At 71.0% G+C, this 21,260-nt stretch carries 20 protein-coding genes; 12 read left to right on the top strand and 8 right to left on the bottom strand.

Translation table 11 applies throughout. From position 1 onward, the window contains the following. Nucleotides 1-92: 92 nt before the first annotated feature. A complete protein-coding gene (locus tag ACTFAP_RS04555; RefSeq protein ID WP_495683549.1) occupies nucleotides 93-1,079 on the bottom strand; it encodes a substrate-binding domain-containing protein in 987 nt (328 codons plus the stop codon). Nucleotides 1,080-1,297: 218 nt separating this feature from the next. Here ACTFAP_RS04555 and ACTFAP_RS04560 point away from each other — a divergent pair, with 218 nt between their 5' ends. From ACTFAP_RS04560 to ACTFAP_RS04590, 7 genes are all read left to right on the top strand, one after another. After that, nucleotides 1,298-2,263 (top strand): carbohydrate ABC transporter permease, encoded by a 966-nt coding sequence (locus tag ACTFAP_RS04560; RefSeq protein WP_030733945.1) that lies wholly within the window; start codon nucleotides 1,298-1,300, stop codon nucleotides 2,261-2,263. Beyond that, nucleotides 2,253-3,185, top strand: coding sequence for a carbohydrate ABC transporter permease (locus tag ACTFAP_RS04565; RefSeq protein ID WP_390122552.1), 933 nt, complete (start codon nucleotides 2,253-2,255; stop codon nucleotides 3,183-3,185). Before ACTFAP_RS04560 ends, ACTFAP_RS04565 begins: the two co-directional genes overlap by 11 nt. Before the next feature lie 37 nt (nucleotides 3,186-3,222). Beyond that, entirely contained in the window at nucleotides 3,223-4,515 is a 1,293-nt protein-coding gene (locus ACTFAP_RS04570; RefSeq protein WP_500468291.1) for an ABC transporter substrate-binding protein, read from the top strand. Between the two features lie 79 nt (nucleotides 4,516-4,594). Beyond that, a complete protein-coding gene (locus ACTFAP_RS04575) occupies nucleotides 4,595-5,902 on the top strand; it encodes a Gfo/Idh/MocA family protein (protein WP_500468292.1) in 1,308 nt (435 codons plus the stop codon). Nucleotides 5,903-5,971: 69 nt separating this feature from the next. Then, nucleotides 5,972-6,913: an ABC transporter ATP-binding protein gene (locus ACTFAP_RS04580; RefSeq protein ID WP_500468293.1), complete on the top strand. Its 942-nt coding sequence runs from the start codon at nucleotides 5,972-5,974 to the stop codon at nucleotides 6,911-6,913. Continuing rightward, nucleotides 6,910-7,692 (top strand): ABC transporter permease, encoded by a 783-nt coding sequence (locus ACTFAP_RS04585; protein WP_500468294.1) that lies wholly within the window; start codon nucleotides 6,910-6,912, stop codon nucleotides 7,690-7,692. Before ACTFAP_RS04580 ends, ACTFAP_RS04585 begins: the two co-directional genes overlap by 4 nt. A gap of 69 nt (nucleotides 7,693-7,761) precedes the next feature. Next, complete coding sequence (locus ACTFAP_RS04590) at nucleotides 7,762-8,751, top strand: COX15/CtaA family protein (protein WP_500469402.1); 990 nt, start codon at nucleotides 7,762-7,764, stop codon at nucleotides 8,749-8,751. Here ACTFAP_RS04590 and ACTFAP_RS04595 read toward each other — a convergent pair. From ACTFAP_RS04595 to ACTFAP_RS04605, 3 genes are all read right to left on the bottom strand, one after another. After that, on the bottom strand, nucleotides 8,739-9,821 hold the full coding sequence (locus ACTFAP_RS04595) for an amidohydrolase (RefSeq protein WP_500468295.1): 1,083 nt from the start codon (nucleotides 9,819-9,821) through the stop codon (nucleotides 8,739-8,741). The genes ACTFAP_RS04590 and ACTFAP_RS04595 overlap by 13 nt on opposite strands. Nucleotides 9,822-9,847: 26 nt before the next feature. Beyond that, the gene (locus tag ACTFAP_RS04600) at nucleotides 9,848-10,174 is read right to left on the bottom strand and encodes a hypothetical protein (protein ID WP_200368018.1); all 327 of its coding nucleotides are present in this window, start codon (nucleotides 10,172-10,174) and stop codon (nucleotides 9,848-9,850) included. A 146-nt stretch (nucleotides 10,175-10,320) separates the two neighbouring features. After that, on the bottom strand, nucleotides 10,321-11,262 hold the full coding sequence (locus ACTFAP_RS04605; RefSeq protein WP_453855421.1) for a heme o synthase: 942 nt from the start codon (nucleotides 11,260-11,262) through the stop codon (nucleotides 10,321-10,323). A gap of 374 nt (nucleotides 11,263-11,636) precedes the next feature. Here ACTFAP_RS04605 and tkt point away from each other — a divergent pair, with 374 nt between their 5' ends. Genes tkt through pgl form a run of 5 tightly spaced genes read left to right on the top strand, consistent with a single transcriptional unit; the run spans nucleotide 11,637 to nucleotide 18,149 of the window. Further along, nucleotides 11,637-13,715, top strand: a complete 2,079-nt coding sequence (gene tkt / locus ACTFAP_RS04610) for a transketolase (protein WP_495683557.1) — start codon at nucleotides 11,637-11,639, stop codon at nucleotides 13,713-13,715. Between the two features lie 35 nt (nucleotides 13,716-13,750). Next, complete coding sequence (tal, locus tag ACTFAP_RS04615; RefSeq protein ID WP_495683558.1) at nucleotides 13,751-14,866, top strand: transaldolase; 1,116 nt, start codon at nucleotides 13,751-13,753, stop codon at nucleotides 14,864-14,866. Nucleotides 14,867-14,872: 6 nt separating this feature from the next. Next, nucleotides 14,873-16,441: a glucose-6-phosphate dehydrogenase gene (zwf, locus tag ACTFAP_RS04620; protein WP_234306902.1), complete on the top strand. Its 1,569-nt coding sequence runs from the start codon at nucleotides 14,873-14,875 to the stop codon at nucleotides 16,439-16,441. Then, nucleotides 16,438-17,367: a glucose-6-phosphate dehydrogenase assembly protein OpcA gene (opcA, locus tag ACTFAP_RS04625; RefSeq protein ID WP_495683559.1), complete on the top strand. Its 930-nt coding sequence runs from the start codon at nucleotides 16,438-16,440 to the stop codon at nucleotides 17,365-17,367. The genes zwf and opcA overlap by 4 nt, the downstream gene beginning before the upstream one ends. Continuing rightward, nucleotides 17,364-18,149 carry a 6-phosphogluconolactonase gene (gene pgl / locus ACTFAP_RS04630; RefSeq protein ID WP_400012454.1) on the top strand — a complete coding sequence of 262 codons (786 nt, stop codon included), beginning with the start codon at nucleotides 17,364-17,366 and terminating at the stop codon, nucleotides 18,147-18,149. The genes opcA and pgl overlap by 4 nt, the downstream gene beginning before the upstream one ends. Nucleotides 18,150-18,186: 37 nt before the next feature. Here the strand turns inward: pgl and pgi are convergent, their stop codons facing one another. From pgi to secG, 4 genes are all read right to left on the bottom strand, one after another. Continuing rightward, nucleotides 18,187-19,815, bottom strand: coding sequence for a glucose-6-phosphate isomerase (gene pgi / locus ACTFAP_RS04635; protein WP_500469404.1), 1,629 nt, complete (start codon nucleotides 19,813-19,815; stop codon nucleotides 18,187-18,189). Between the two features lie 101 nt (nucleotides 19,816-19,916). After that, entirely contained in the window at nucleotides 19,917-20,468 is a 552-nt protein-coding gene (locus ACTFAP_RS04640) for a hypothetical protein (protein ID WP_500468296.1), read from the bottom strand. Nucleotides 20,469-20,561: 93 nt separating this feature from the next. Further along, on the bottom strand, nucleotides 20,562-20,897 hold the full coding sequence (locus ACTFAP_RS04645) for an RNA polymerase-binding protein RbpA (RefSeq protein ID WP_019433819.1): 336 nt from the start codon (nucleotides 20,895-20,897) through the stop codon (nucleotides 20,562-20,564). A 130-nt stretch (nucleotides 20,898-21,027) separates the two neighbouring features. Next, nucleotides 21,028-21,252, bottom strand: a complete 225-nt coding sequence (gene secG / locus ACTFAP_RS04650) for a preprotein translocase subunit SecG (RefSeq protein WP_375878650.1) — start codon at nucleotides 21,250-21,252, stop codon at nucleotides 21,028-21,030. Nucleotides 21,253-21,260: the final 8 nt, after the last annotated feature.

Consider the following 21,260-nt stretch of genomic DNA (forward strand, 5'->3'; position numbering starts at 1 on the left):
GCGCCTCGCGCGCTCCCGCCGCACTCCCGTTTCTGACACCGCGACCCCGTCCGGCAGGCCGGACGGGGTCGCGGAGAGTGGGAAGGCCCGTTTCACGAGGGCGGGGGCGCGGTCGACTCCCGGACCACCAGCGAGGTCTCCAGCGTGGTCTTGGCCGCGCCCCGTCCGCCCGGCATGTCGATCGCGTGCAGGAGCAAATCGACGGCCGAGCGGCCCGCCTCCTGGGTGGGCATCGCGATGGTGGTGAGCTTGGGCCGGGCCACCCGGCCCGCGACGGTGTCGTCCACCCCGACCACGCTGACCTCGCGCGGCACCTCGACGCCACTGCCGGACAGCCCCTCGATGGTGCCGATCGCCATCAGGTCGTTGTACGCGATGACCCCGGTGGCACCCGCCGCCAGCACCGCGGCGGCGGCCAGCTGGCCGCCCCGCTCGGTGGGCGCGTTCGGCCCGGTGATCTCCAGCGAGACCCCGGACCGCTCCGCCGCCGCGGCGGCCGACTTGCGCATCTGCTCGCTGGTCCACGAGCCGCGCGGCCCGCCCAGCAGCATCAGCCGGCGGTGACCGAGCCCGGCCAGGTGCTCCACGGCCGTCGCCGCACCGCTGCTGATGTCCATGAGCACCGCGGGCAGACCCTTGACATTGCGGTTCACGACCACGAATGGCAGGTCGGCGCTCAGCCCGGCGATCGCGGCGTTCGACAGTCTGGGACTGACCAGCACCACCCCGTCCACCTGCTTGGCGAGGATCGAGATCAGCTCCTCCTCGGCCCGCGGGTCCTCGTCCGTGTCCGCCACGAACACCTGATAGCCGCGCACTCTCGCGTACGACTGGGCGGACTTGATCAGCGGCGGGAAGAACGGATTGGCGATGTCGGCGACGATCAGGCCCAGGTTGTGGGTCACGCCGGTGGTCAGCGCGCGGGCCGCCTGGTTGGGGCGGTAGCCGAGTTCGGCCGCCGCGGCGAGAACTCGTTCCCGGGTGTCGACTTTGACCAGGTTCGGTGCCGAGAATGTCCGGGAGACCGTGGACACATGAACGCCGGCGGCTCGGGCCACATCACGGATGGTCACCGCCATGAGCGCCCGCCCCCCTCCACAGTCGTCTCTCTGTCACGGCGGTCACCATAGCCTGCAATCGGTTGCCATGAAAATCCGTCCAGACCCTTGACGTTTCTTGCTGGTTACACCAGCCTGCTGCAACCGGTTGTATTAACGGAGCACCAACCCGGACCCCGCGTCGTCCCTCAACACGCTCGGTGTGCTGCCCCTCGTCTCCTCGAAAGGAGCGCTCCCGCATGACCGACACCCAGGTGCGCCCCAGGCCACCGGGCGCCACTGACCGCCCTCCCGTGGCGGACACCAAGGGCGCGCTGCGCAAACGGCGGCGCAAGGAGTACCTGACCGCCTATCTCTTCCTGCTGCCCTGGTTCGTCGGCCTGATCGCCATCACCGCCGGACCCCTGCTGACCTCGCTGTATCTGTCCTTCACGGACTACAGCCTGATCGGCGACTCCCAGTGGGTGGGCTTCGACAACTACACGCGGATGTTCCAGGACGACCCGCGGTTCATCAAAGCCCTCACCAACACGGCCATCTACGTCTTCGTCTCCGTACCACTGCAGCTGGCCTTCGCGCTCGCACTGGCGATGGTGCTGGACCGGGGCGTGAGCGGACTGCCCATCTACCGCTCCGTCTACTACCTGCCCTCGCTGCTCGGCTCCAGCGTGGCCATCGCCATCCTGTGGCGGCAGATCTTCGGCGCCGACGGCCTGGTCAACGAGTTCCTCGGCATCTTCGGCATCGAGGGCATGGGCTGGGTTTCCCACCCCGACACGGCGCTGGGCACCCTGATCATCCTCAACGTGTGGACCTTCGGCTCCCCGATGGTCATCTTCCTGGCCGGTCTGCGGCAGATCCCGACCAGCTACTACGAGGCGGCCAGCCTGGACGGGGCCAGCAAGGCCCGGCAGTTCTTCTCCATCACCCTGCCGCTGCTGTCGCCGATCATCTTCTTCAACCTCATCCTCCAGCTGATCAACGCCTTCCAGTCCTTCACGCAGGCGTTCGTCATCAGCGGCGGCAACGGAAGCCCGGCCGACTCGACGCTCCTCTACACGATGCACGTGTACCAGAAGGGCTTCAACAGCTTCGAGATGGGCTACGCGTCGGCGATGGCGTGGGTCCTGGTTCTGATCATCGCGGCGCTGACCGGGGTGAACTTCCTCATGTCAAAGTATTGGGTGTTCTACAGTGACAAATAACGTCAAACCGCGCCCCGACGCCCGCGCAGGCGCCGCCCGCGACGGCAACGGTCACCCCGAACTGAACGACACCCTGTTCGCCCGTGTCCTGAAGGCCCTGGCCGGCAAACGCATCCTGACGCACATCCTGCTCATCGCGTTCGGGTTCGTCATGCTGTACCCGGTCCTGTGGATGATCTCCAGCTCCCTCAAGCCGGAGGAGCTGATCTTCCGCGAGCCGGGGCTGTGGCCCTCCAGCTTCACCTTCGACAACTTCTCCAACGGCTGGGACGCGCTGCGCTACCCGTTCAGCCACTACTTCCTGAACTCGGCGATCATCACCGGCTTCTCCATCGTCGGCAACCTGGTGGCCTGCTCGCTGGCCGCCTACGCCTTCGCCCGGCTGGAGTTCCCGCTCAAGAAGATCTTCTTCGCCCTGATGCTCGGCTCCATCATGCTGCCGCTGCACGTGGTGATCGTTCCCCAGTACATCCTGTTCTCGGACCTGGGCTGGATCAACACCTTCTATCCACTGATCGTCCCGAAGTTCCTGGCCACCGACGCCTTCTTCATCTTCCTGATGGTGCAGTTCATCCGCACCCTGCCCCGGGAACTGGACGAGGCCGCCGTCATCGACGGCGCGGGCCACTGGCGGATCTTCACCAGGATCATCCTGCCGCTGTCCACACCCGCCCTGGCCACCACGGCGATCTTCACGTTCATCTGGACCTGGAACGACTTCCTCAGCCAGCTGATCTTCCTCACCAACCCGGACAAGTTCACCGTTCCGGTGGCACTGCGCACGTTCCTGGACTCCAGCGGAGAGTCCTCGTGGGGCCCGATGTTCGCCATCTCGGTGCTCTCCCTCGGCCCGATCTTCGGGTTCTTCCTCGCCGGCCAGAAGTACCTGGTGCGCGGTATCGCCACCACCGGCCTCAAGTAGTCCCCCCTTCTCGCGTCTGTATCGACAAGGAGTTTCAGTGAACGGCAGAAAGAACGGTGCGACGAAGCTCTGTTCGGCGCTCCTCATGGCCGGCGCCCTGACCCTCACGGCCGCCTGCGGCGGCGGTGACAGTGGCGGCGGCGACGGCACGACCACCCTGCGCGTCGCCTGGTGGGGCAACGACACCCGCCAGGCGATCACCGAGGAAGTCCTCGACCTCTTCATGGAGAAGAACGAGGACATCAAGGTCGAGATGGAGTACTCCGACTGGGACAACTACTACGACCGGCTGACCACCCAGATGGCCTCCGGTGACGCCCCCGACGTTTTCGCCACCGAGATCCGGCGGATGGGCGAGTTCGGCACCCGCAACGCGCTCGCCGACCTCGACGGCCTGGTGGACATGAGCGGTCTGGACCCCCAGCTGCTGCAGTCCGGCCAGCTGGAGGGGACCCAGTACGCCATACCCACCGGCGTCAACGCCTTCATCATCGCGGCCAACAAGACCGTCCTGGACGAGGCGGGCATCGAACTGCCCGACGACACCACCTGGACCTGGGACGACTACCGCGACTTCGCCGCCGAGGTCACCGCCGCCACCGGCGACGGCAGCTACGGCACCCAGCTGAGCTTCAACGACGCCTACCTCAACATCTACGCCCAGCAGCACGGCGAGATCTTCTACGGCGAGGACGGCAAGATCGGGATGTCCGAGGAGGTCATCGCCGACTGGTACTCCTTCCAGCAGGAACTGATCGACTCCAAGGCCAGCCCCGACGCCTCGCGCAGCGCCGAGCTCGGCTCCACCGGTGTCGAGGCCTCGCTGGTCGCCACCAACAAGGGCGCCTTCGGCATGTGGTGGTCCAACCAGCTGAACGCCATCACCACCGGCTCCGGCTCGGAGATCGTGCTGCTGCGGATGCCCAAGGACGAGGACGCCGTCAGCGGCGGCCACTTCCTGCAGCCCAACATGTTCTGGTCGGTCGCGGCCAGCAGCGGCAAGAAGGAGGCCGCGGGCCAGCTCGTCGACTTCCTGGTGAACGACCCCGAGGCCGCCGCCATCATCGGCTCCGACCGCGGTCTGCCCCGCAACGAGGCCGTCCTGGAGGAGATCCGCGCCGGTCTGCCCGAGACCGACCAGGCGTCCCTGGAGTTCATCGGCGCGCTCGCCGACGAGCTGAACGACCCGCCCAAGGCCAACCCGAACGGCGCCGGCGAGATGCCCGCCATGCTGGAGCGGTACGGCCAGGAGGTCGTCTTCGGCCGGATGACCCCGCAGGAGGCCGCCTCCGGCTTCATCAGCGAGGCCAACTCCGTCCTCAGCAAGTAACACCGAGCCGGCCCGCGTACCCCTTCACGGCGGTGCGCGGGCCGTCGGCCGTACCACCGCCACACAGGGAGAACCAGGGATGACCCGCCGCTACGCCTTCGTCGGACTCGGCAACCGGGCGCAGATGTATGTCGACGCGCTGCTGGGCGACTGGAGCGACACCGGACAGATCAGCGCGCTCTGCGACATCAACCGCACGCGCATGGACTACTACAACCAGCTCATCACCGCCACCGGGCGCGAGGCGGTGCCCACGTACACCCCCGACGCGTTCGACGCGCTGCTGGAGCAGGCCGACGTGGTCGTGGTCACCACCATGGACTCCACCCACGCCCACTACGTGTGCGCGGCGCTGGACGCGGGCCGGGACGTCGTGGTGGAGAAGCCGCTGACGATCGACGCGGAGAGCTGCGCGCAGATCGCCGACGCCGCGGAGCGCAACCCCGGGCAGCTGATCGTCACCTTCAACTACCGCTACTCGCCCCGCAACTCGGCGGTACGGCAGGTCATCGCGGACGGCCGGATAGGCGATGTCACCTCGGTGCACTTCGAGTGGGCGCTGGACACCATCCACGGCGCCGACTACTTCCGCCGCTGGCACCGGCGCAAGCACGAGTCCGGCGGGCTGCTGGTGCACAAGTCCACCCACCACTTCGACCTGGTCAACTGGTGGCTGGCGGCCAGCCCCGAGCTGGTGTTCTCCCAGGCGGACCTGCGGTTCTACGGCAGCGAGGAGGCCGGCGCCGAGCAGGCGGGCGAGCGCCCCGAGCGCGGCCAGGGCTCGGCGGGCCTGGGCTCCGACCCGTTCATCCTGGACATCTCGATCGACCCGAAGCTCAAGGCGCTGTACCTGGACGCCGAGCACGAGGACGGCTACATCCGCGACCAGGACGTGTTCGCGGACGGGGTGACGATCGAGGACAACATGTCGGTGCTGGTGCGGTACGACAATCGCGCCCTGCTGACGTACTCGCTGAACGCCCACTCCCCGTACGAGGGCTACCGGGCGATCTTCAACGGCACCAGGGGACGCCTGGAGCTGGAGGTCGTCGAGCGCTCGTGGACCCCGCCGCACGCCGCGGTCGACCCCTCGGCGGCCAGCAAGTCGAAGGCCGAGGGCGTCTCGGAGCGCCTCACGCTCCAGGAGCACTGGAAGCGGGCCGAGGAGATCGAGATCCCCTCGGGCGAGGGCGGTCACGGCGGCGGCGACCGGCTGCTGCTGAACGACGTCTTCCGCGGCCCCGACAACGACCCGCTGGCCCGCCAGGCCGGCTACCGCGACGGCATCCGCAGCGTCCTGACGGGCGTGGCCGCCAACGAGTCCGTGCGCACCGGGGCGCCGGTCCACCTCACGGACGAGGGCACGAAGCTGCTGCCGCCGGAGTGAGGACGGCGGCCCCGGCTTCCCGGTGACCGGGAAGCCGGGGCGGGCGGCCGAGGTCCTAGACTCGTGCGCATGCAGACCGCAGGGGCCGGGGCGGCCGTCGAAGCCGTGGGATTGGTCAAGCGGTACGGGGAGGTCACGGCCGTCGACGGGCTCGATCTGACCGTCGGGCGGGGCACCGTCACCGCCGTGCTCGGGCCCAACGGGGCGGGCAAGACGACCACCATCGAGGCCTGCGAGGGCTACCGGCGGCCCGACGCGGGCACGCTCAGGGTGCTCGGGCTCGACCCCTACGTCCCCTCGGACGCCGCCGCCCTGCGGCCCCGGATCGGCGTCATGCTCCAGAGTGACGGCGTCTACCCCGGCGTGCGCGCCCTGGAGATGCTGCGGCACATGGCCGCCCTGTACGCGCACCCCCTCGATGTCGACGCCCTCGCCGAGCGGCTCGGCCTCGCCTCCTGCGGCCGTACCCCCTACCGCCGGCTCTCCGGCGGCCAGCGCCAGCGGCTCGCGCTCGCCCTGGCCGTCGTCGGCCGCCCCGAGCTGGTCTTCCTGGACGAGCCCAGCGCCGGCCTGGACCCCCAGGCCCGCCACGCCACCTGGGAGCTGGTCCGCGAGCTGCGCGCCGCCGGCGTCACCACCGTGCTCACCACCCACTTCATGGACGAGGCCGAGGAGCTGGCCGACGAGGTGGCCATCATCGACGGCGGCAGGGTCATCGCGCACGGCAGCCCCGCCGCCCTGTGCCAGGGCGGCGCCGCCGACACCCTGCGCTTCGGCGGTCCGCCCGCCCTCGACCTCACCTCCCTCAAGGCCGCGCTCCCGGCGGGCAGCGACGTCAGCGAGCCGGTGCCCGGCTCCTACCGCGTCTCCGGCGAGATCGACCCCCGGCTGCTGGCCACCGTCACCGCGTGGTGCGCCCAGCACGGCGTCATGCCGGACCGCATCACCACCCGCCGGCACACCCTGGAGGACGTCTACCTCGAACTGACGGGCAAGGAGCTGCGTTCATGACCACCACCGAGGCGACCGGCACCGCCCTCACCCCGCGGCCCGCGCCCGCCCCGCTCTCCCGGATGATCGCCGCCCAGGCCTCGCTGGAGACGCGGATGCTGCTGCGCCACGGCGAGCAGCTGCTGCTCACCGTGGTCATCCCGACCCTCCTGCTCGTCCTGTTCAGCGCGGTGCGGATCGTGGACACCGGCGACGGCGAGCGCGTGGACTTCCTGGCCCCCGGCATCCTGGCCCTGGCCGTGGTCTCCACCGCCTTCACCGGCCAGGCCATCGCCACCGGCTTCGAGCGCCGCTACGGCGTCCTCAAGCGGCTCGGCGCCTCCCCGCTGCCGCGCTGGGGCCTGCTGTGCGGCAAGACCTGCGCCGTCCTGGTCACCCTCGCGCTCCAGACGGTTCTGCTCACCGGTACGGCGCTGGCCCTGGGCTGGTCCCCGCGCGGCAATCCGCTGGCCCCGGCCGTGCTGATGCTGCTGGGCACCGCCGCGTTCTCCGGTCTGGGCCTGCTGCTGGCGGGCACGGTGCGCGCCGAGGCCACCCTCGCGGCAGCCAATCTGATCTTCATCCTGCTGCTGCTCGGCGGTGGTGTGGTCGTCCCGCTGGAGAACTTCCCCGACGCCCTGCGCGGCCTCCTGGAACTGCTGCCGGTCAGCGCCCTGTCCACCGGCCTGCGCGACGTCCTCCAGGACGGCGCCGCCATGCCCTGGGGCCAGGCGGGAATCCTGGCCGCCTGGTCCGTGGTCTCGCTGACCGCCGCCGCCCGCTTCTTCCGCTGGGAATGACCGGGGTACGGCCTGAACCCACCCCCTCGTGAAAACGCGCACAAGCTCGGGGCCTACCATGAGCGGGTGCTGAAAGCAGTGCGAAACCCCCTCGCGTACATTGCCGAGCGCTGGACGCCGCGTCCCGAGACCGTGCGCCGCGCCGCGTTCACCGCCCTGGTGATGAGCGTGCTCATCATCGTCACCGGCGGCGCCGTCCGGCTGACCGGCTCCGGTCTGGGCTGCGACACCTGGCCCAAGTGCACCGACGACTCGCTCACCACCACCTCCGAGATGGGGGTGCACGGCCTGATCGAGTTCGGCAACCGGATGCTGACGTACGTGGTCTCCGCCGCCGTCGGCTGGACGATCATCGCGGCCCGCGCCGCCAAGCCGCGCCGCCACCCGCTGACCCGGATGGCCTGGGCCCAGTTCTGGGTGGTCATGTGCAACGCCGTCATCGGCGGCATCACCGTGCTCACCGAGCTGAACCCGTGGATCGTCGCCGGTCACTTCCTGGCCGCGATGGCGCTGCTGACCACCACCACCCTCACCTGGCTGCGCGCCCGCGAGGGCGACGACCCGCCGCGCCCGCTGGTGGGTGTGCCGGTGCGCCGCGCCGTGTTCGGCCTGACCGTGCTCACCGGGGTGCTGCTGGTGGCCGGCACCGCCGTGACGGGCAGTGGCAAGCACGCCGGGGACAGCGGGGACATCGAGCGGATGCCGTTCGACTGGGAGACCGTCACCCGGGTGCACTCGATGCTCGCCTGGTCGGTGGCGCTCGGCGCGCTCGCCGTGTGGATGGTGCTGCGTCTGGTGGACGCCCCGGCGGGGCCGCGCGCCCGTTCCCGCGATCTGCTGCTGATCGTCCTGTCCCAGGGCGCGATCGGCTATGTGCAGTACGCGCTGGACGAGCCGGAGTGGCTGGTGGGGATCCACATGTTCGGCTCGGCCCTGGTGTGGATCGCGATGCTGCGGCTGCTCCTGTCCACCCGGGAGCGCGGGCTCGCGCCGGCCCCCGAGGTCCACGCGGAGCCCTCGGCCGGTGACCCGGCGGCGAAGGAACCTCAGCCCGTCTGAGGCACGCTCTCGGCGGGGGCCCGTTCCTCCAGCCGGTAGACGCCGCGGGCGGTGCCGCCGCTGATGCGGTCGGCGATCCGCCGGGCGTCGGCCCGCGAGCACTCCCCCTGGGTGATCCACTCCCCCAGCAGCCGCGTCATGGCCCGCTGGTACTGCCGTACCCGCACCACGTGGAGTTCGGGCAGTCCGCCCGCGCCGGTGGAGAACAGCAGCTTGCCGAACGGCGCCCGGGCCATGGTGACCGCGGGCTCCGGGCCCACATCGGCGTAGACATGCGGAAAGGCCGCGGCCAGCCGGGCCGCGGCCTCGTGGTGCGGGCGGCGCGGCAGCAGCACGATGACGGCCCGGCCGGCGGTCGCGCGCAGCAGCGGGATCAGCGGCCGGGGGTCGGCGCAGCGCAGTTGTACGGGGAGCCCGCAGGCGAACGCGGCCCACAGCAGGTGCCCGGTGAGGGCGGGCTCGGTACGGCGCCGGCCGCAGGCGAGCCAGCGGCCGGCGGCGCGGCGTACCTCGGCGGGTTCCGGCGGTGCGCCGTCCCGCAGGGTCGCGGTGTCGCAGACGAAGGCGACGGCGCGCCGGGCGGCGGTGTGCAGCGCCTGGGCGATGTCCTGCGGGAAGGTGCGCACTCCCCCGCCCCGGTCGGCGACCCGGGCGGCGAGCGCGGTGAGGGCGACCAGTTCGTGGGCCCGGGAGCCGGCGGCGGCGGCGAGTTCGCGGACGTCCGTCACCGCGTCGCTCTCCCCGTCCCCGGCCCCCTCCCCCTCGCCGGGTATCGAGGGGTCCACGAGGTAGGTGTGGATGCCGCTGCCGCGCAGCAGGGCCCGGGTGGCCGCGTACGCCCCGAGTTCGCGCCGCCGGGCCAGGTAGCGCACGGCCGTGGTGTGCGGGGGCAGCCCGAGCAGTGGGGGGCACCAGCGGCGCAGCGCGAGGCCCGTGGTGGTGTCATAGGAGCTCCCGGTGCCGGCGGGTCCGCCGAGCGCGGCGGCGAGTTGCCGCTCGAAGGTGCCGAGGCCCAGTTCCCCGTGGAGCACGCCGTGGCCGTGCTGATCCACCAGGGGCGAGGTGTGCATATTCCGCCTAACGCCCGAAACCGCTCTCAGGTATTGCGGGGTCCGCCGATCTGGAGGCCCGCCATGCGGGTCCATTCGTAGGGCCCGGTGCGTACCTTCGCGGCGAGCGGGGCGTCGAAACCGTCCCGGGGGGTGATTCCCGCTGCTTCGAGGGCCTGCCGGGCGGTGTCGCCGTCCGGTGCCATCAGATCTCCCCAGTCGCCGTCGGCGGCCACGAGGACGATGCGGGCACCGCGTGCGCCGACGTGGCTCACGGTGGCCTCGGCGGAGCCGCCGTGGGAGCGGGCGAAGGCGGTGATCTGCCGGGTGAGCCGCTTGCCTGCCCGGTCGGTGCGGGTTGTCATGCCCGGCATGTTACGGCGCGGTAATCCGGTGGGGGAACACCCCCCGGCCGGCCGCCGGGAGCACGCGCGGACCGTTCGTCCGTTCCTTCGGGGACGGCGCTCGCGCGCCCCTTCGCCGGACGCACCGGGTGGCTCAGCGCAGGAAACCGGGTGGCTCAGCGCAGGAAGGGGTCGACGGCCACCGCGATGAAGATCAGGGAGACGTAGGTGATGGACCAGTGGAACAGCCGCATCTCCTTGAGCTGGGAGCCGGTCATCCCGGCCCGGGCGCGCGCCTGGAGCGCGTGCGCCTCCCACAGCCACCACACGCCGGCGGCCACCGCGACGGCCGGGTAGAACCACCCGACGTACCCCAGCGGCCACAGCAGCAGCGAGACCCCGACCATCACCCAGCTGTAGACGACGATCTGCCGGGCCACCACCTTGTTGCTCGCGATCACCGGCAGCATGGGCACCCCGGCCCGCGCGTAGTCCTCGCGGACCTTCATGGACAGCGGCCAGTAGTGCGGCGGCGTCCAGAAGAAGATGACCAGGAAGAGGATCACCGCGGCCCAGGACAGCGAGTTGGTCACCGAGGACCAGCCGATGACCACCGGCAGACAGCCGGCGATGCCGCCCCACACGATGTTCTGCGCGGTACGCCGCTTGAGCCACATGGTGTAGACGAGGACGTAGAACAGCAGCGCGCCCAGCGCCAGCGCCGCCGACAGCCAGTTGACCAGCAGGCCGAACATCGCGGTGGAGACCACCGCGAGCGAGATGCCGAAGACCAGGCATTCCGCCGGGCTCACGATCCCGGTGACCAGCGGCCGGTTCGACGTGCGGTGCATGAGCGCGTCGATGTCGCGGTCGTAGTACATGTTCAGCGCGTTGGCGCCGCCCGCCGACAGATAACCCGCCGTAACGGTAACGATCACCAACCAGAGGTCGGGAACCCCTTGCTGAGCGAGGAACATCACCGGGATGGTGGTGATGAGCAAAGTCTCGATGATGCGGGGCTTGGTCAGCGCGATGAACGCCCTGATCCGGGCTCCACGCGTCCACTGGCCGGAGCCGGTACCGCGCTCTGCCACCGGACGGGAATCGACGGCCGTCACGGACACCCCTGATTCTGCGAGATCAGCGTCGGGGCTCCGGCGACGCGACGGTTCTCCGTCACGGGCCGCTCATGGACGCCCCTCACATGAACACCGTCACTCTAGACGCCCGAGATACCCACCTTGTCTTCGGGGTGGCCCCCGCGCGGGCGCGCCGCCCGCGACGGCGCGGTACGCCCTGGGATGGTGGTGCGCGTCATCGCCGTCACGGCCGGCACCGTCGCCGGGCGCGGGCCGCCCACTGGATGAACGCGGCCACAGGGGCGACGCCCGCCAGAGGTAGGCTCGGCACCGCCCGGTGAGCCTCGCGCCGCTTCCGGTGGGAGAACGCATCACCGGACCTACCCGACCGCGGAGAGGAGCCCTGACGCAGGGTGAGCACCAAGCCGACCACCTCAGCCCTCGACTGGACCGAGCTGGACCAGCGGGCCGTCGACACCGTTCGTGTTCTGGCCATGGACGCCGTACAGAAGGTCGGGAACGGCCACCCCGGCACGGCGATGTCCCTGGCGCCCGCCGCCTATGTGCTGTTCCAGAAGCTGCTGCGGCACGACCCGTCCGAGCCGGACTGGACCGGCCGGGACCGCTTCGTGCTGTCCGTGGGTCACACCAGCCTCACGCTGTACATCCAGCTGTACCTGGCCGGGTACGGCCTGGAGCTGGAGGATCTGAAGTCCTTCCGTACCTGGGACAGCCGTACCCCGGGGCATCCCGAGCACGGGCACACCGTGGGCGTGGAGACCACCACCGGGCCGCTGGGCCAGGGCGTGGCGAACGCCGTGGGCATGGCGATGGCCGCCCGCTACGAGCGCGGTCTGTTCGACCCGGACGCCGACCCCGGCACCTCCCCCTTCGACCACACCATCTGGGTGTTCGCGGGTGACGGCTGCCTGCAGGAAGGCGTCTCGGCCGAGGCCGCCTCGCTGGCCGGCCACCAGAAGCTCGGCAACCTCGTCCTGCTGTGGGACGACAATCACATCTCCATCGAGGGTGACACCGAGACGGCGATCTCCGAGGACACCCTGGCCCGCTTCGAGGCGTACGGCTGGCACATCCAGCGGGTCGCCCCGCTGGAGAACGGCGACCTGGACCCCAAGGCCGTGCACGAGGCGCTGCTCGCCGCCCAGGCGGTCACCGACCGGCCCTCCATCGTGGCCGCGCGCTCGATCATCGCCTGGCCCGCCCCGAACGCCCAGAACACCGAGGCCGCGCACGGCTCGGCGCTCGGCGCCGACGAGGTCGCGGCCACCAAGGAGCTCCTGGGCTTCGACCCGACCAAGACGTTCGAGGTCTCCGACGAGGTGATCGCCCACACCCGGGCGGCCACCGTACGGGGGCAGCGGGCCCGCGCCGCCTGGGACGAGGAGCTCGCCGCCTGGCGCGAGGCCAACCCGGAGCGCGCGGCCGAGTTCGACCGTATCCGCGCCGCCCGGCTGCCCGAGGGCTGGGAGAAGGCCCTGCCGTCCTTCCCGGCCGGCAAGGACGTCGCCACCCGCAAGGCCTCCGGCAAGGTGCTCACCGAACTGGGTCCGGTCATCCCCGAACTGTGGGGCGGCTCCGCCGACCTGGCCGGCTCCAACAACACCACCATCGACGCGAGCTCGTCCTTCCTCCCGGCCGGCAACCCGCTGCCCGAGGCGGACCCGTACGGCCGCACCGTGCACTTCGGCATCCGCGAGCACGCCATGGGCTCCGCCATGAACGGCATCGCCCTGCACGGCAACACCCGCGTGTACGGCGGCACCTTCCTGGTGTTCTCCGACTACATGCGCCCCGCCGTACGGCTGGCGGCCCTGATGCAGGCGCCCGTCACCTACGTGTGGACGCACGACTCGATCGGTCTCGGCGAGGACGGCCCGACCCACCAGCCGGTGGAGCACCTGTCCGCGCTGCGCGCCATCCCGGGCCTGAACATCGTGCGCCCGGCCGACGCGAACGAGACCGTGCTGGTGTGGCGCGAGATCCTGGAGCGGTACGCCACCCACCCGGCCCCGCACGGCCTCGCCCTGACCCGGCAGAACGTGCCCACCTACGCGCCGAACGAGGACACCGTGCGCGGCGGTTACATCCACACCGAGGCCGAGGGCGGCACCCCGCGCCTCATCCTCATCGGCACCGGTTCCGAGCTCCAGCTGGCGGTCGCCGCCCGCGAGGTGCTCCAGGCCGAGGGCATCCCCACCCGGGTGGTGTCGATGCCGTGCGTGGAGTGGTTCGAGGAGCAGGATCAGTCCTACCGCGACCATGTGCTGCTGCCGGTCGTGGCGGCCCGGGTCGCCGTGGAGGCCGGGGTCGGCCTCACCTGGCACCGCTACGTGGGCACCGCCGGGCGGATCGTTTCGCTGGAGCACTTCGGTGCGTCCGCCGACTACCAGACGCTCTACCGGGAGTTCGGGATCACCCCCGAGGCCGTCGCCCAGGCGGCCCGGGAATCCCTGGCCGCCGCAGAGCGCTGAGACAGACAGACAAGCAAGCAGGGGATGCGATTCTCATGACCGACGCACTCAAGCGACTCTCCGAGGAGGGTGTCGCGATCTGGCTGGACGACCTGTCGCGCAAGCGCATCACGTCCGGCGACCTCGGCGAACTGCTCGACCAGCAGCACGTCGTCGGGGTGACCACCAATCCGGCGATCTTCCAGAAGGCGATCTCCCAGGGCGACGGCTACGAGAGCCAGCTCGCCGACCTCGCCACCCGCAAGGTCACGGTCGAAGAGGCCGTCCGCATGATCACCACCGCCGACGTGCGCGACGCCGCCGACGTGCTGCGGCCGGTGTACGACGCGACCGACGGGCGCGACGGCCGGGTGTCCATCGAGGTGGACCCCCGTCTGGCACACCACACCGAGGCGACCGTCGCCGAGGCCAAGCAACTGGCGTGGCTGGTCGAGCGGCCCAACACGCTCATCAAGATCCCGGCCACCCGCGCCGGGCTGCCCGCCATCACCGAGACGATCGCCCTGGGCATCAGCGTCAACGTCACGCTGATCTTCTCCCTGGAGCGCTACCGCGAGGTGATGGACGCCTACCTGACCGGTCTGGAGCAGGCGAAGGCCAAGGGTCTTGACCTGTCGACGATCCACTCCGTGGCGTCCTTCTTCGTCTCCCGTGTCGACACCGAGATCGACAAGCGGCTGGCGGAGCTGGGCGGGGAGGCCGAGCAGCTGCGCGGCAAGGCCGCGGTGGCCAACGCCCGCCTGGCCTACCAGGCGTTCGAGGAGGTCACCGCTTCCGACCGCTGGGCCGCCCTGGCCAAGGCCGGCGCCAACGAGCAGCGCCCGCTGTGGGCCTCCACCGGCGTGAAGGACCCGTCCTACCCGGACACCCTGTACGTGACCGAGCTGGTCGCCCCCGGCACCGTGAACACCATGCCGGAGGCCACCCTCAAGGCCACCGAGGACCACGGGGAGATCACCGGCAACACCATCGCCGGGACCTACGAGCAGGCCCGCGCCGACCTGGACGCGCTCGCCGCCGCCGGCATCTCGTACGACGACGTCGTGCGGGTGCTGGAGGAGGAGGGCGTGGAGAAGTTCGAGTCGGCGTGGACCGCGCTGCTCGACTCCACCCAGGCCGAACTCGAGCGGCTCGCCGGCGGGGAGGACTGAGCGACGGTGAGCGGCTCAGCTGCGAACGCGCCGGGCGCCGGGCAGATCCCCGGCGTCCGTGCCAACCCGCTGCGCACCCCGCAGGACCGGCGGCTCCCGCGTATCGCGGGGCCGTCGGGCCTGGTGATCTTCGGGGTCACCGGCGATCTTTCCCGCAAGAAGCTCATGCCGGCCGTGTACGACCTCGCCAACCGGGGGCTGCTGCCCCCGGGCTTCTCCCTGGTCGGGTTCGCCCGCCGGGACTGGGCGCACGAGGACTTCGCCCAGGTCGTCCACGACTCCGTGATGGAGCACGCCCGCACCCCCTTCCGTGAGGAAGTGTGGGAGCAACTGGCCGAAGGAATGCGCTTCGTGCCGGGCACCTTCGACGACGACGTGGCGTTCGACACGCTGCGCACGACGATCGAGGAGCTGGACAAGGAGCGCGGCACCGGCGGCAACTTCGCCTTCTACCTCTCCGTACCGCCGAAGTTCTTCCCCACGGTGGTGCGTCAGCTCAAGAAGCACGGCCTGTCCGAGGGGCAGGGCGACAGCTGGCGGCGGGCGGTGATCGAGAAGCCGTTCGGGCACGATCTGGCCTCCGCGCAGGAGCTGAACGCCGTCGTGCACGACGTGTTCGCGCCGCACGAGGTCTTCCGCATCGACCACTACCTGGGCAAGGAAACCGTCCAGAACATCATGGCGCTGCGGTTCGCCAACACACTGTTCGAGCCGCTGTGGAACCGGTCGTACGTCGATCACGTGCAGATCACCATGGCCGAGGACATCGGCATCGGCGGCCGGGCCGGCTACTACGACGGCATCGGCTCGGCCCGTGACGTCATCCAGAACCACCTGCTCCAGCTGCTGGCGCTCACCGCGATGGAGGAGCCCTCGGGCTTCGACGCCGAGTCCCTGGTCGCCGAGAAGCTGAAGGTGCTCAGCGCCGTACGGCTGCCGCAGGACCTGGGCCGGCACACGGTGCGCGGCCAGTACACCGGCGGCTGGCAGGGCGGCCAGAAAGTGGCCGGCTATCTGGAGGAGGACGGCATCGACCCCAAGTCGGTGACCGACACCTACGCGGCGATCAAGCTGGAGATCGACAACCGGCGCTGGGCCGGGGTGCCGTTCTACCTGCGCACCGGCAAGCGTCTGGGCCGCCGGGTCACCGAGATCGCGGTGGTCTTCCAGCGCGCCCCGTACTCCCCCTTCGACGCCACCGACACCCAGGAGCTGCGCAACAACGCGCTGGTGATCCGGGTGCAGCCGGACGAGGGCGTCACCATCAGGTTCGGCTCCAAGGTGCCCGGCACCCAGATGGAGATCCGGGACGTGACGATGGACTTCGCGTACGGGGAGTCGTTCACGGAGTCCAGCCCCGAGGCGTACGAGCGGCTCATCCTGGACGTGCTGCTCGGGGACGCCAACCTGTTCCCGCGGCACCAGGAGGTGGAACGCTCCTGGGAGATCCTCGACCCGGTCGAGGAGTTCTGGGCCGCGCACGGCCGCCCCGAGCCGTACCCGGCGGGTACCTGGGGCCCGCAGGCGGCGGACGACATGCTCGCGCTCGACGGACGGAGCTGGCGGCGCCCATGAAGATCGACCTCACGGACACCACAGTCAGTCAGATCAACGCCGCCCTGGTCCGGGCGCGGCGCGCGACGGGAACCCCGGCGGTGGGCATAGTGCTGACCCTTGTCATCGTCACCGACGAGGGCAACCACTACGACGCCCTGAAGGCGGCCAGCGACGCGTCGACGGAGCATCCGTCGCGCATCCTGGTCGTCATCCGGCGCCCCGGGCGTTCCTCCCGGGACCGGGCCGGCGCGCATCTGGACGCTGAGGTGCGGGTCGGCGGGGAGACCGGCAGCGGGGAGACCGTCCTGCTGCGGCTGCACGGCGAGCTGTCGGCGCACGCCTACAGCGTGGTGCTGCCGCTGCTGCTGCCGGACGCCCCGGTGGTGGTGTGGTGGCCGCAGGACGCCCCGGCCCACCCGGAGCGCGATCTGCTGGGGACGCTGGCGCAGCGCCGCATCATGGACGCGGCCGCGACGGAGGACCCGGTGGCGGCGCTCGCGGCCCGGGCGGAGGTCTACTCGCCGGGCGACACCGACCTGGCGTGGACCCGGATCACGCCGTGGCGCAGTGTGCTGGCGGCGGCGCTGGACCAGAAGCACGGCGTGATCAGCTCGGCCGTGGTGGAGGGCGAGAGCAACAGCCCCTCCACCGAGCTGCTGGCGCTGTGGCTGGCGCAGCGGCTCGGCGTCCCGGTGGAGCGGGTGGTGACACCCGGCCCCGGGATCACGGCGGTGCGGCTGATCACCGAGGACGGCACGATCTGTCTGGACCGGCCCACCGGGTCGCTGGCGAAGCTGGCGGTGCCGGGGCAGCCCGACCGCAGTGTGGCGCTGCACCGGCGCACCGTGGCCGAGCTGATCGCCGAGGAACTGCGGCGGCTGGACCCGGACGAGGCGTACGCGGAGGCGCTGCGGTTCGGCGCGACGGCGGGGGCGCAGCGGTGACGGGCACCCCGCAGGTGGTCGTCCACCGCGACAAGGAACTGATGGCGCAGGCCGCCGCCGCCCGGCTGATCACGAAGATCGTGGACGCCCAGGCGGCGCGCGGCTCGGCGTCGGTGGTGCTGACCGGTGGCCGCAACGGCAACGGGCTGCTGGCGGCGCTGGCCGCCTCCCCCGCGCGGGACGCGGTGGACTGGGCACGGCTGGATCTGTGGTGGGGGGACGAGCGTTTCCTGCCCGCCGGGGATCCGGACCGCAACGAGGTGCAGGCCCGCGCGGCGCTGCTGGACCAGGTCCCGGTGGACCCGGCCCGGGTCCATCCGATGCCGGCCTCCGACGGCCCGTGGGGCAATGACGCGGAGGCGGCGGCCGAGGGGTACGCGGCGGAACTGGCCACGGCCCGCGACGTGCTGAACCACGACACGGTGCCGCGCTTCGACGTGCTGCTGCTGGGCGTGGGCCCCGACACCCATGTGGCGTCGCTGTTCCCCGAGCATCCGGCGCTGCACGAGAAGGAGCGTCCGGTGGTGGCGGTGCACGGCGCCCCCAAGCCGCCGCCCACCCGCATCTCCCTCACCCTGCCGGCGATCCGCACCGCACGTGAGGTGTGGCTGCTGGCCGCGGGCGAGGACAAGGCGGAGGCGGCGCGGATCGCGCTGTCGGGCCCGGGCGAGCTACAGGCACCGGCGGCGGGCGCGTACGGGCACAGCCGCACCCTGTGGCTCCTGGACCGGGCGGCGGCCTCGGCGCTGCCGCCCCAGCTGTACCCGCCGGCGACGGCCTGACCAGGCCGCCGCCGGCGGGGCGCCGGGGGACGGGGGCTCAGCGCCCGCGCAGCTCCCGGTACCTGCTGACGAGGGCCCCGGTCGAGGCGTCGAGTCCCGGCACCTCGGCCCCCTCGGTGAGGGCGGGCTCCACGCGCTTGGCGAGGACCTTGCCCAGCTCGACTCCCCACTGGTCGAAGGAGTCGATGTCCCAGATGGCGCCCTGGACGAACACCTTGTGCTCGTACAGGGCGATCAGCTGGCCCAGGACGGACGGGGACAGCTCGGTGGCCAGGACCGTGGTGGTGGGCCGGTTCCCCGGGAACGTCCGGTGCGGCACCAGCTCCTCGGCGACGCCTTCCTCCCGCACCTCCTCGGCGGTCTTGCCGAAGGCCAGCGCCTGACCCTGCGCGAAGAGATTGGCCATCAGCAGGTCGTGCTGGGCGGCGAGATCGGGCGCCAGCTCGGCCACCGGCCGGGCGAACCCGAGCAGATCGGCCGGGATCAGCTTCGTGCCCTGGTGCAGCAGCTGGAAGTAGGCGTGCTGGCCGTTGGTGCCCGGCGTGCCCCACACCACGGGCCCGGTCTGCCAGCTCACCGGCTCGCCCTGACGGTCCACCCGCTTGCCGTTGGACTCCATGTCGAGCTGCTGGAGGTAGGCGGTGAACTTCGACAGGTAGTGGCTGTACGGCAGCACGGCATGGGACTGCGCGTCGTGGAACGCCCCGTACCAGACCCCCAGCAGGCCCAGCAGCAGCGGTACGTTCTCCTCCGCCGGCGCCGTGCGGAAGTGCTCGTCGACGAGGTGGAATCCGCCGAGCATCTCGCGGAACCGCTCGGGGCCGATCGCGATCATGAGGGAGAGGCCGATGGCCGAGTCGTAGGAGTACCGGCCGCCGACCCAGTCCCAGAACTCGAACATGTTGTCGGTGTCGATGCCGAACTCCGCCACCTTGCCGGCGTTGGTCGACACGGCGACGAAATGCTTGGCGACCGCGCCCGCGTCCCCGCCCAGCCCGTCGAGCAGCCACCCGCGCGCCGAGGTGGCGTTGGTGATGGTCTCGATGGTGGTGAACGTCTTCGAGGCGACGATGAACAGGGTCCGCGCCGGATCGAGATCCCGCACCGCCTCGTGCAGATCGGCACCGTCCACGTTGGAGACGAACCGGAAGCCGATGTCCCGCGCCGTGAACGGCCGCAGCGCCTCGTACGCCATCGCGGGCCCCAGATCGGAGCCGCCGATGCCGATGTTGACGACGGTGGTGATCCGCTCCCCGGTGTGCCCCTTCCACTCGCCCGAGCGCACCCGGTCCGCGAAGCCGGCCATCTTGTCGAGGACGGCGTGCACGGCCGGTACGACATTCTCGCCGTCGACCTCGATCACCGCGTCCCGGGGCGCGCGCAGCGCGGTGTGCAACACGGCCCGGTCCTCGGTGGTGTTGATGCGCTCGCCCCGGAACATGGCGTCCCGCAGCTCGGCGACCCCCCGGGCGGCGGCCAGTTCGCGCAGCAGCCGCAGGGTCTCATCCGTCACCAGCTGCTTGGAGAAGTCCACATGGAGATCCCCGACGGGGAGAGCGAGCCGCTCGGCCCGCCCCGGGTCCTTGGCGAACAGCTCCCGGAGCGAGACCTCCCCCAGCGCCTCCCGATGCTCCCCGAGCGCCTGCCACTCACCCGTACGGTCCACCCTGCCACGACGCTCGCCGCCGTTGTTGTTCTTCGTCACTCCTCACAAGCTAGTCGATCCCCGCACCACGCGAGGCGGCACCCGTCCGTGTGCTCGCCCCTTCATGTGAAGCCGGAGTTCGCGGGAATCGGCAGCACCGGCGGCCACCAGGCGGCCCCGCGCGACGCGTGGCGCGGGAACCCGCCGCCCTCGGCCGAGAGGCCGGGCACGGCGCCGGAGAAGTACGGGGGGAGGCCGTTTTGATCGGCGGTCGGGGCGAGGCCGGGAAACGGCGCCTCAGCGGGATCGCCGCCGAAGTCCTCCCGGGGCGCGGTGACATCGGCGGCGTCGTGAGCCGCTCCGTCACGCGGGTCGAGCGGGTCACACGGAGCGCTGAAGGTGACCCGTCCCCGGACGACGACGCGCCCGTTATCGTCTCCGGCGGCCACCGCGTACGCCACGGGGTTCTCCGCCGACTCGCGGGCCGCTGCGGGATTCTGCGGGGTGGTGATCTTCCCGTGGTAGACGCGGACCTCCGGGGCCTGCGGGTGCTCCCCCGCACTCACCGGGACGGCGAGCAGGCCGAGCGACATCGCCGCGCCCAGCAGAAAGACCCCTAACGAGCGGGCGATCATGCCCCCACGCGCCCCATACGTCACATCCCGCGACCACATGGTTCAAGATCGTAAAAGATGATCAGCGCACGCGTCCATGGGGTGAGGCCACGGTGACCCACCGTACGCTCACAGCGGAATCGGTGGGCGGCGTCAGATCTCGCCGCGCAGTTTCGCCAGGGCCTCCGCCAGGATGGCCTCGCCGTCCGCCGCGCTGCGGCGTTCGCGGACGTAGGCCAGGTGGGTCTTGTACGGCTCCGTACGCGGCGGGGCCGGCGGGGCCTCGCGTTCCGGGCCGGCCGGGAAGCCGCAGCGCTGGCAGTCCCAGGTGTCCGGGATCTGGGCGTCGCTGGCGAAGCTCGGCTGTGTCTCGTGTCCGTTGGCGCACCAGAAGGAGACCCGCAGCCGCGGCGCGGATTCGCCCCGCTCTGCCTCGCCCATGGGCCCCGCGCCGACCCGGCTGCCCCGGATCGCGTTGCCACCTGCCACTGTCGTAACTCCCTGCCTCACTACACGTGCTAAGAAGTCGCCTCAGTCTATGCAAGGCTCAACGCACGTCCAGTGCCCGAGTTACGAGGGATCGCGGACCGTCCCCGCTCGCGCGGGGACGTGCGGTGGTTCAGGACTTCATCTGCAGACCGAGCAGCACGATGATCACAAACCAAGCGAGCCCGACGATCACGGTGATCCGGTCAAGGTTGCGTTCGGCGACCGACGAACCGCCCACCGAGGACTGCATGCCGCCACCGAACATGTCGGAGAGGCCGCCGCCCTTTCCCTTGTGCATGAGCACAAGCAGCCCCAAGAGGAAGCTGAAGACGATCAGGGCGATCTGGAGCGCCAATTCCACGA

The organism is Streptomyces sp. PH9007 (assembly GCF_059813725.1).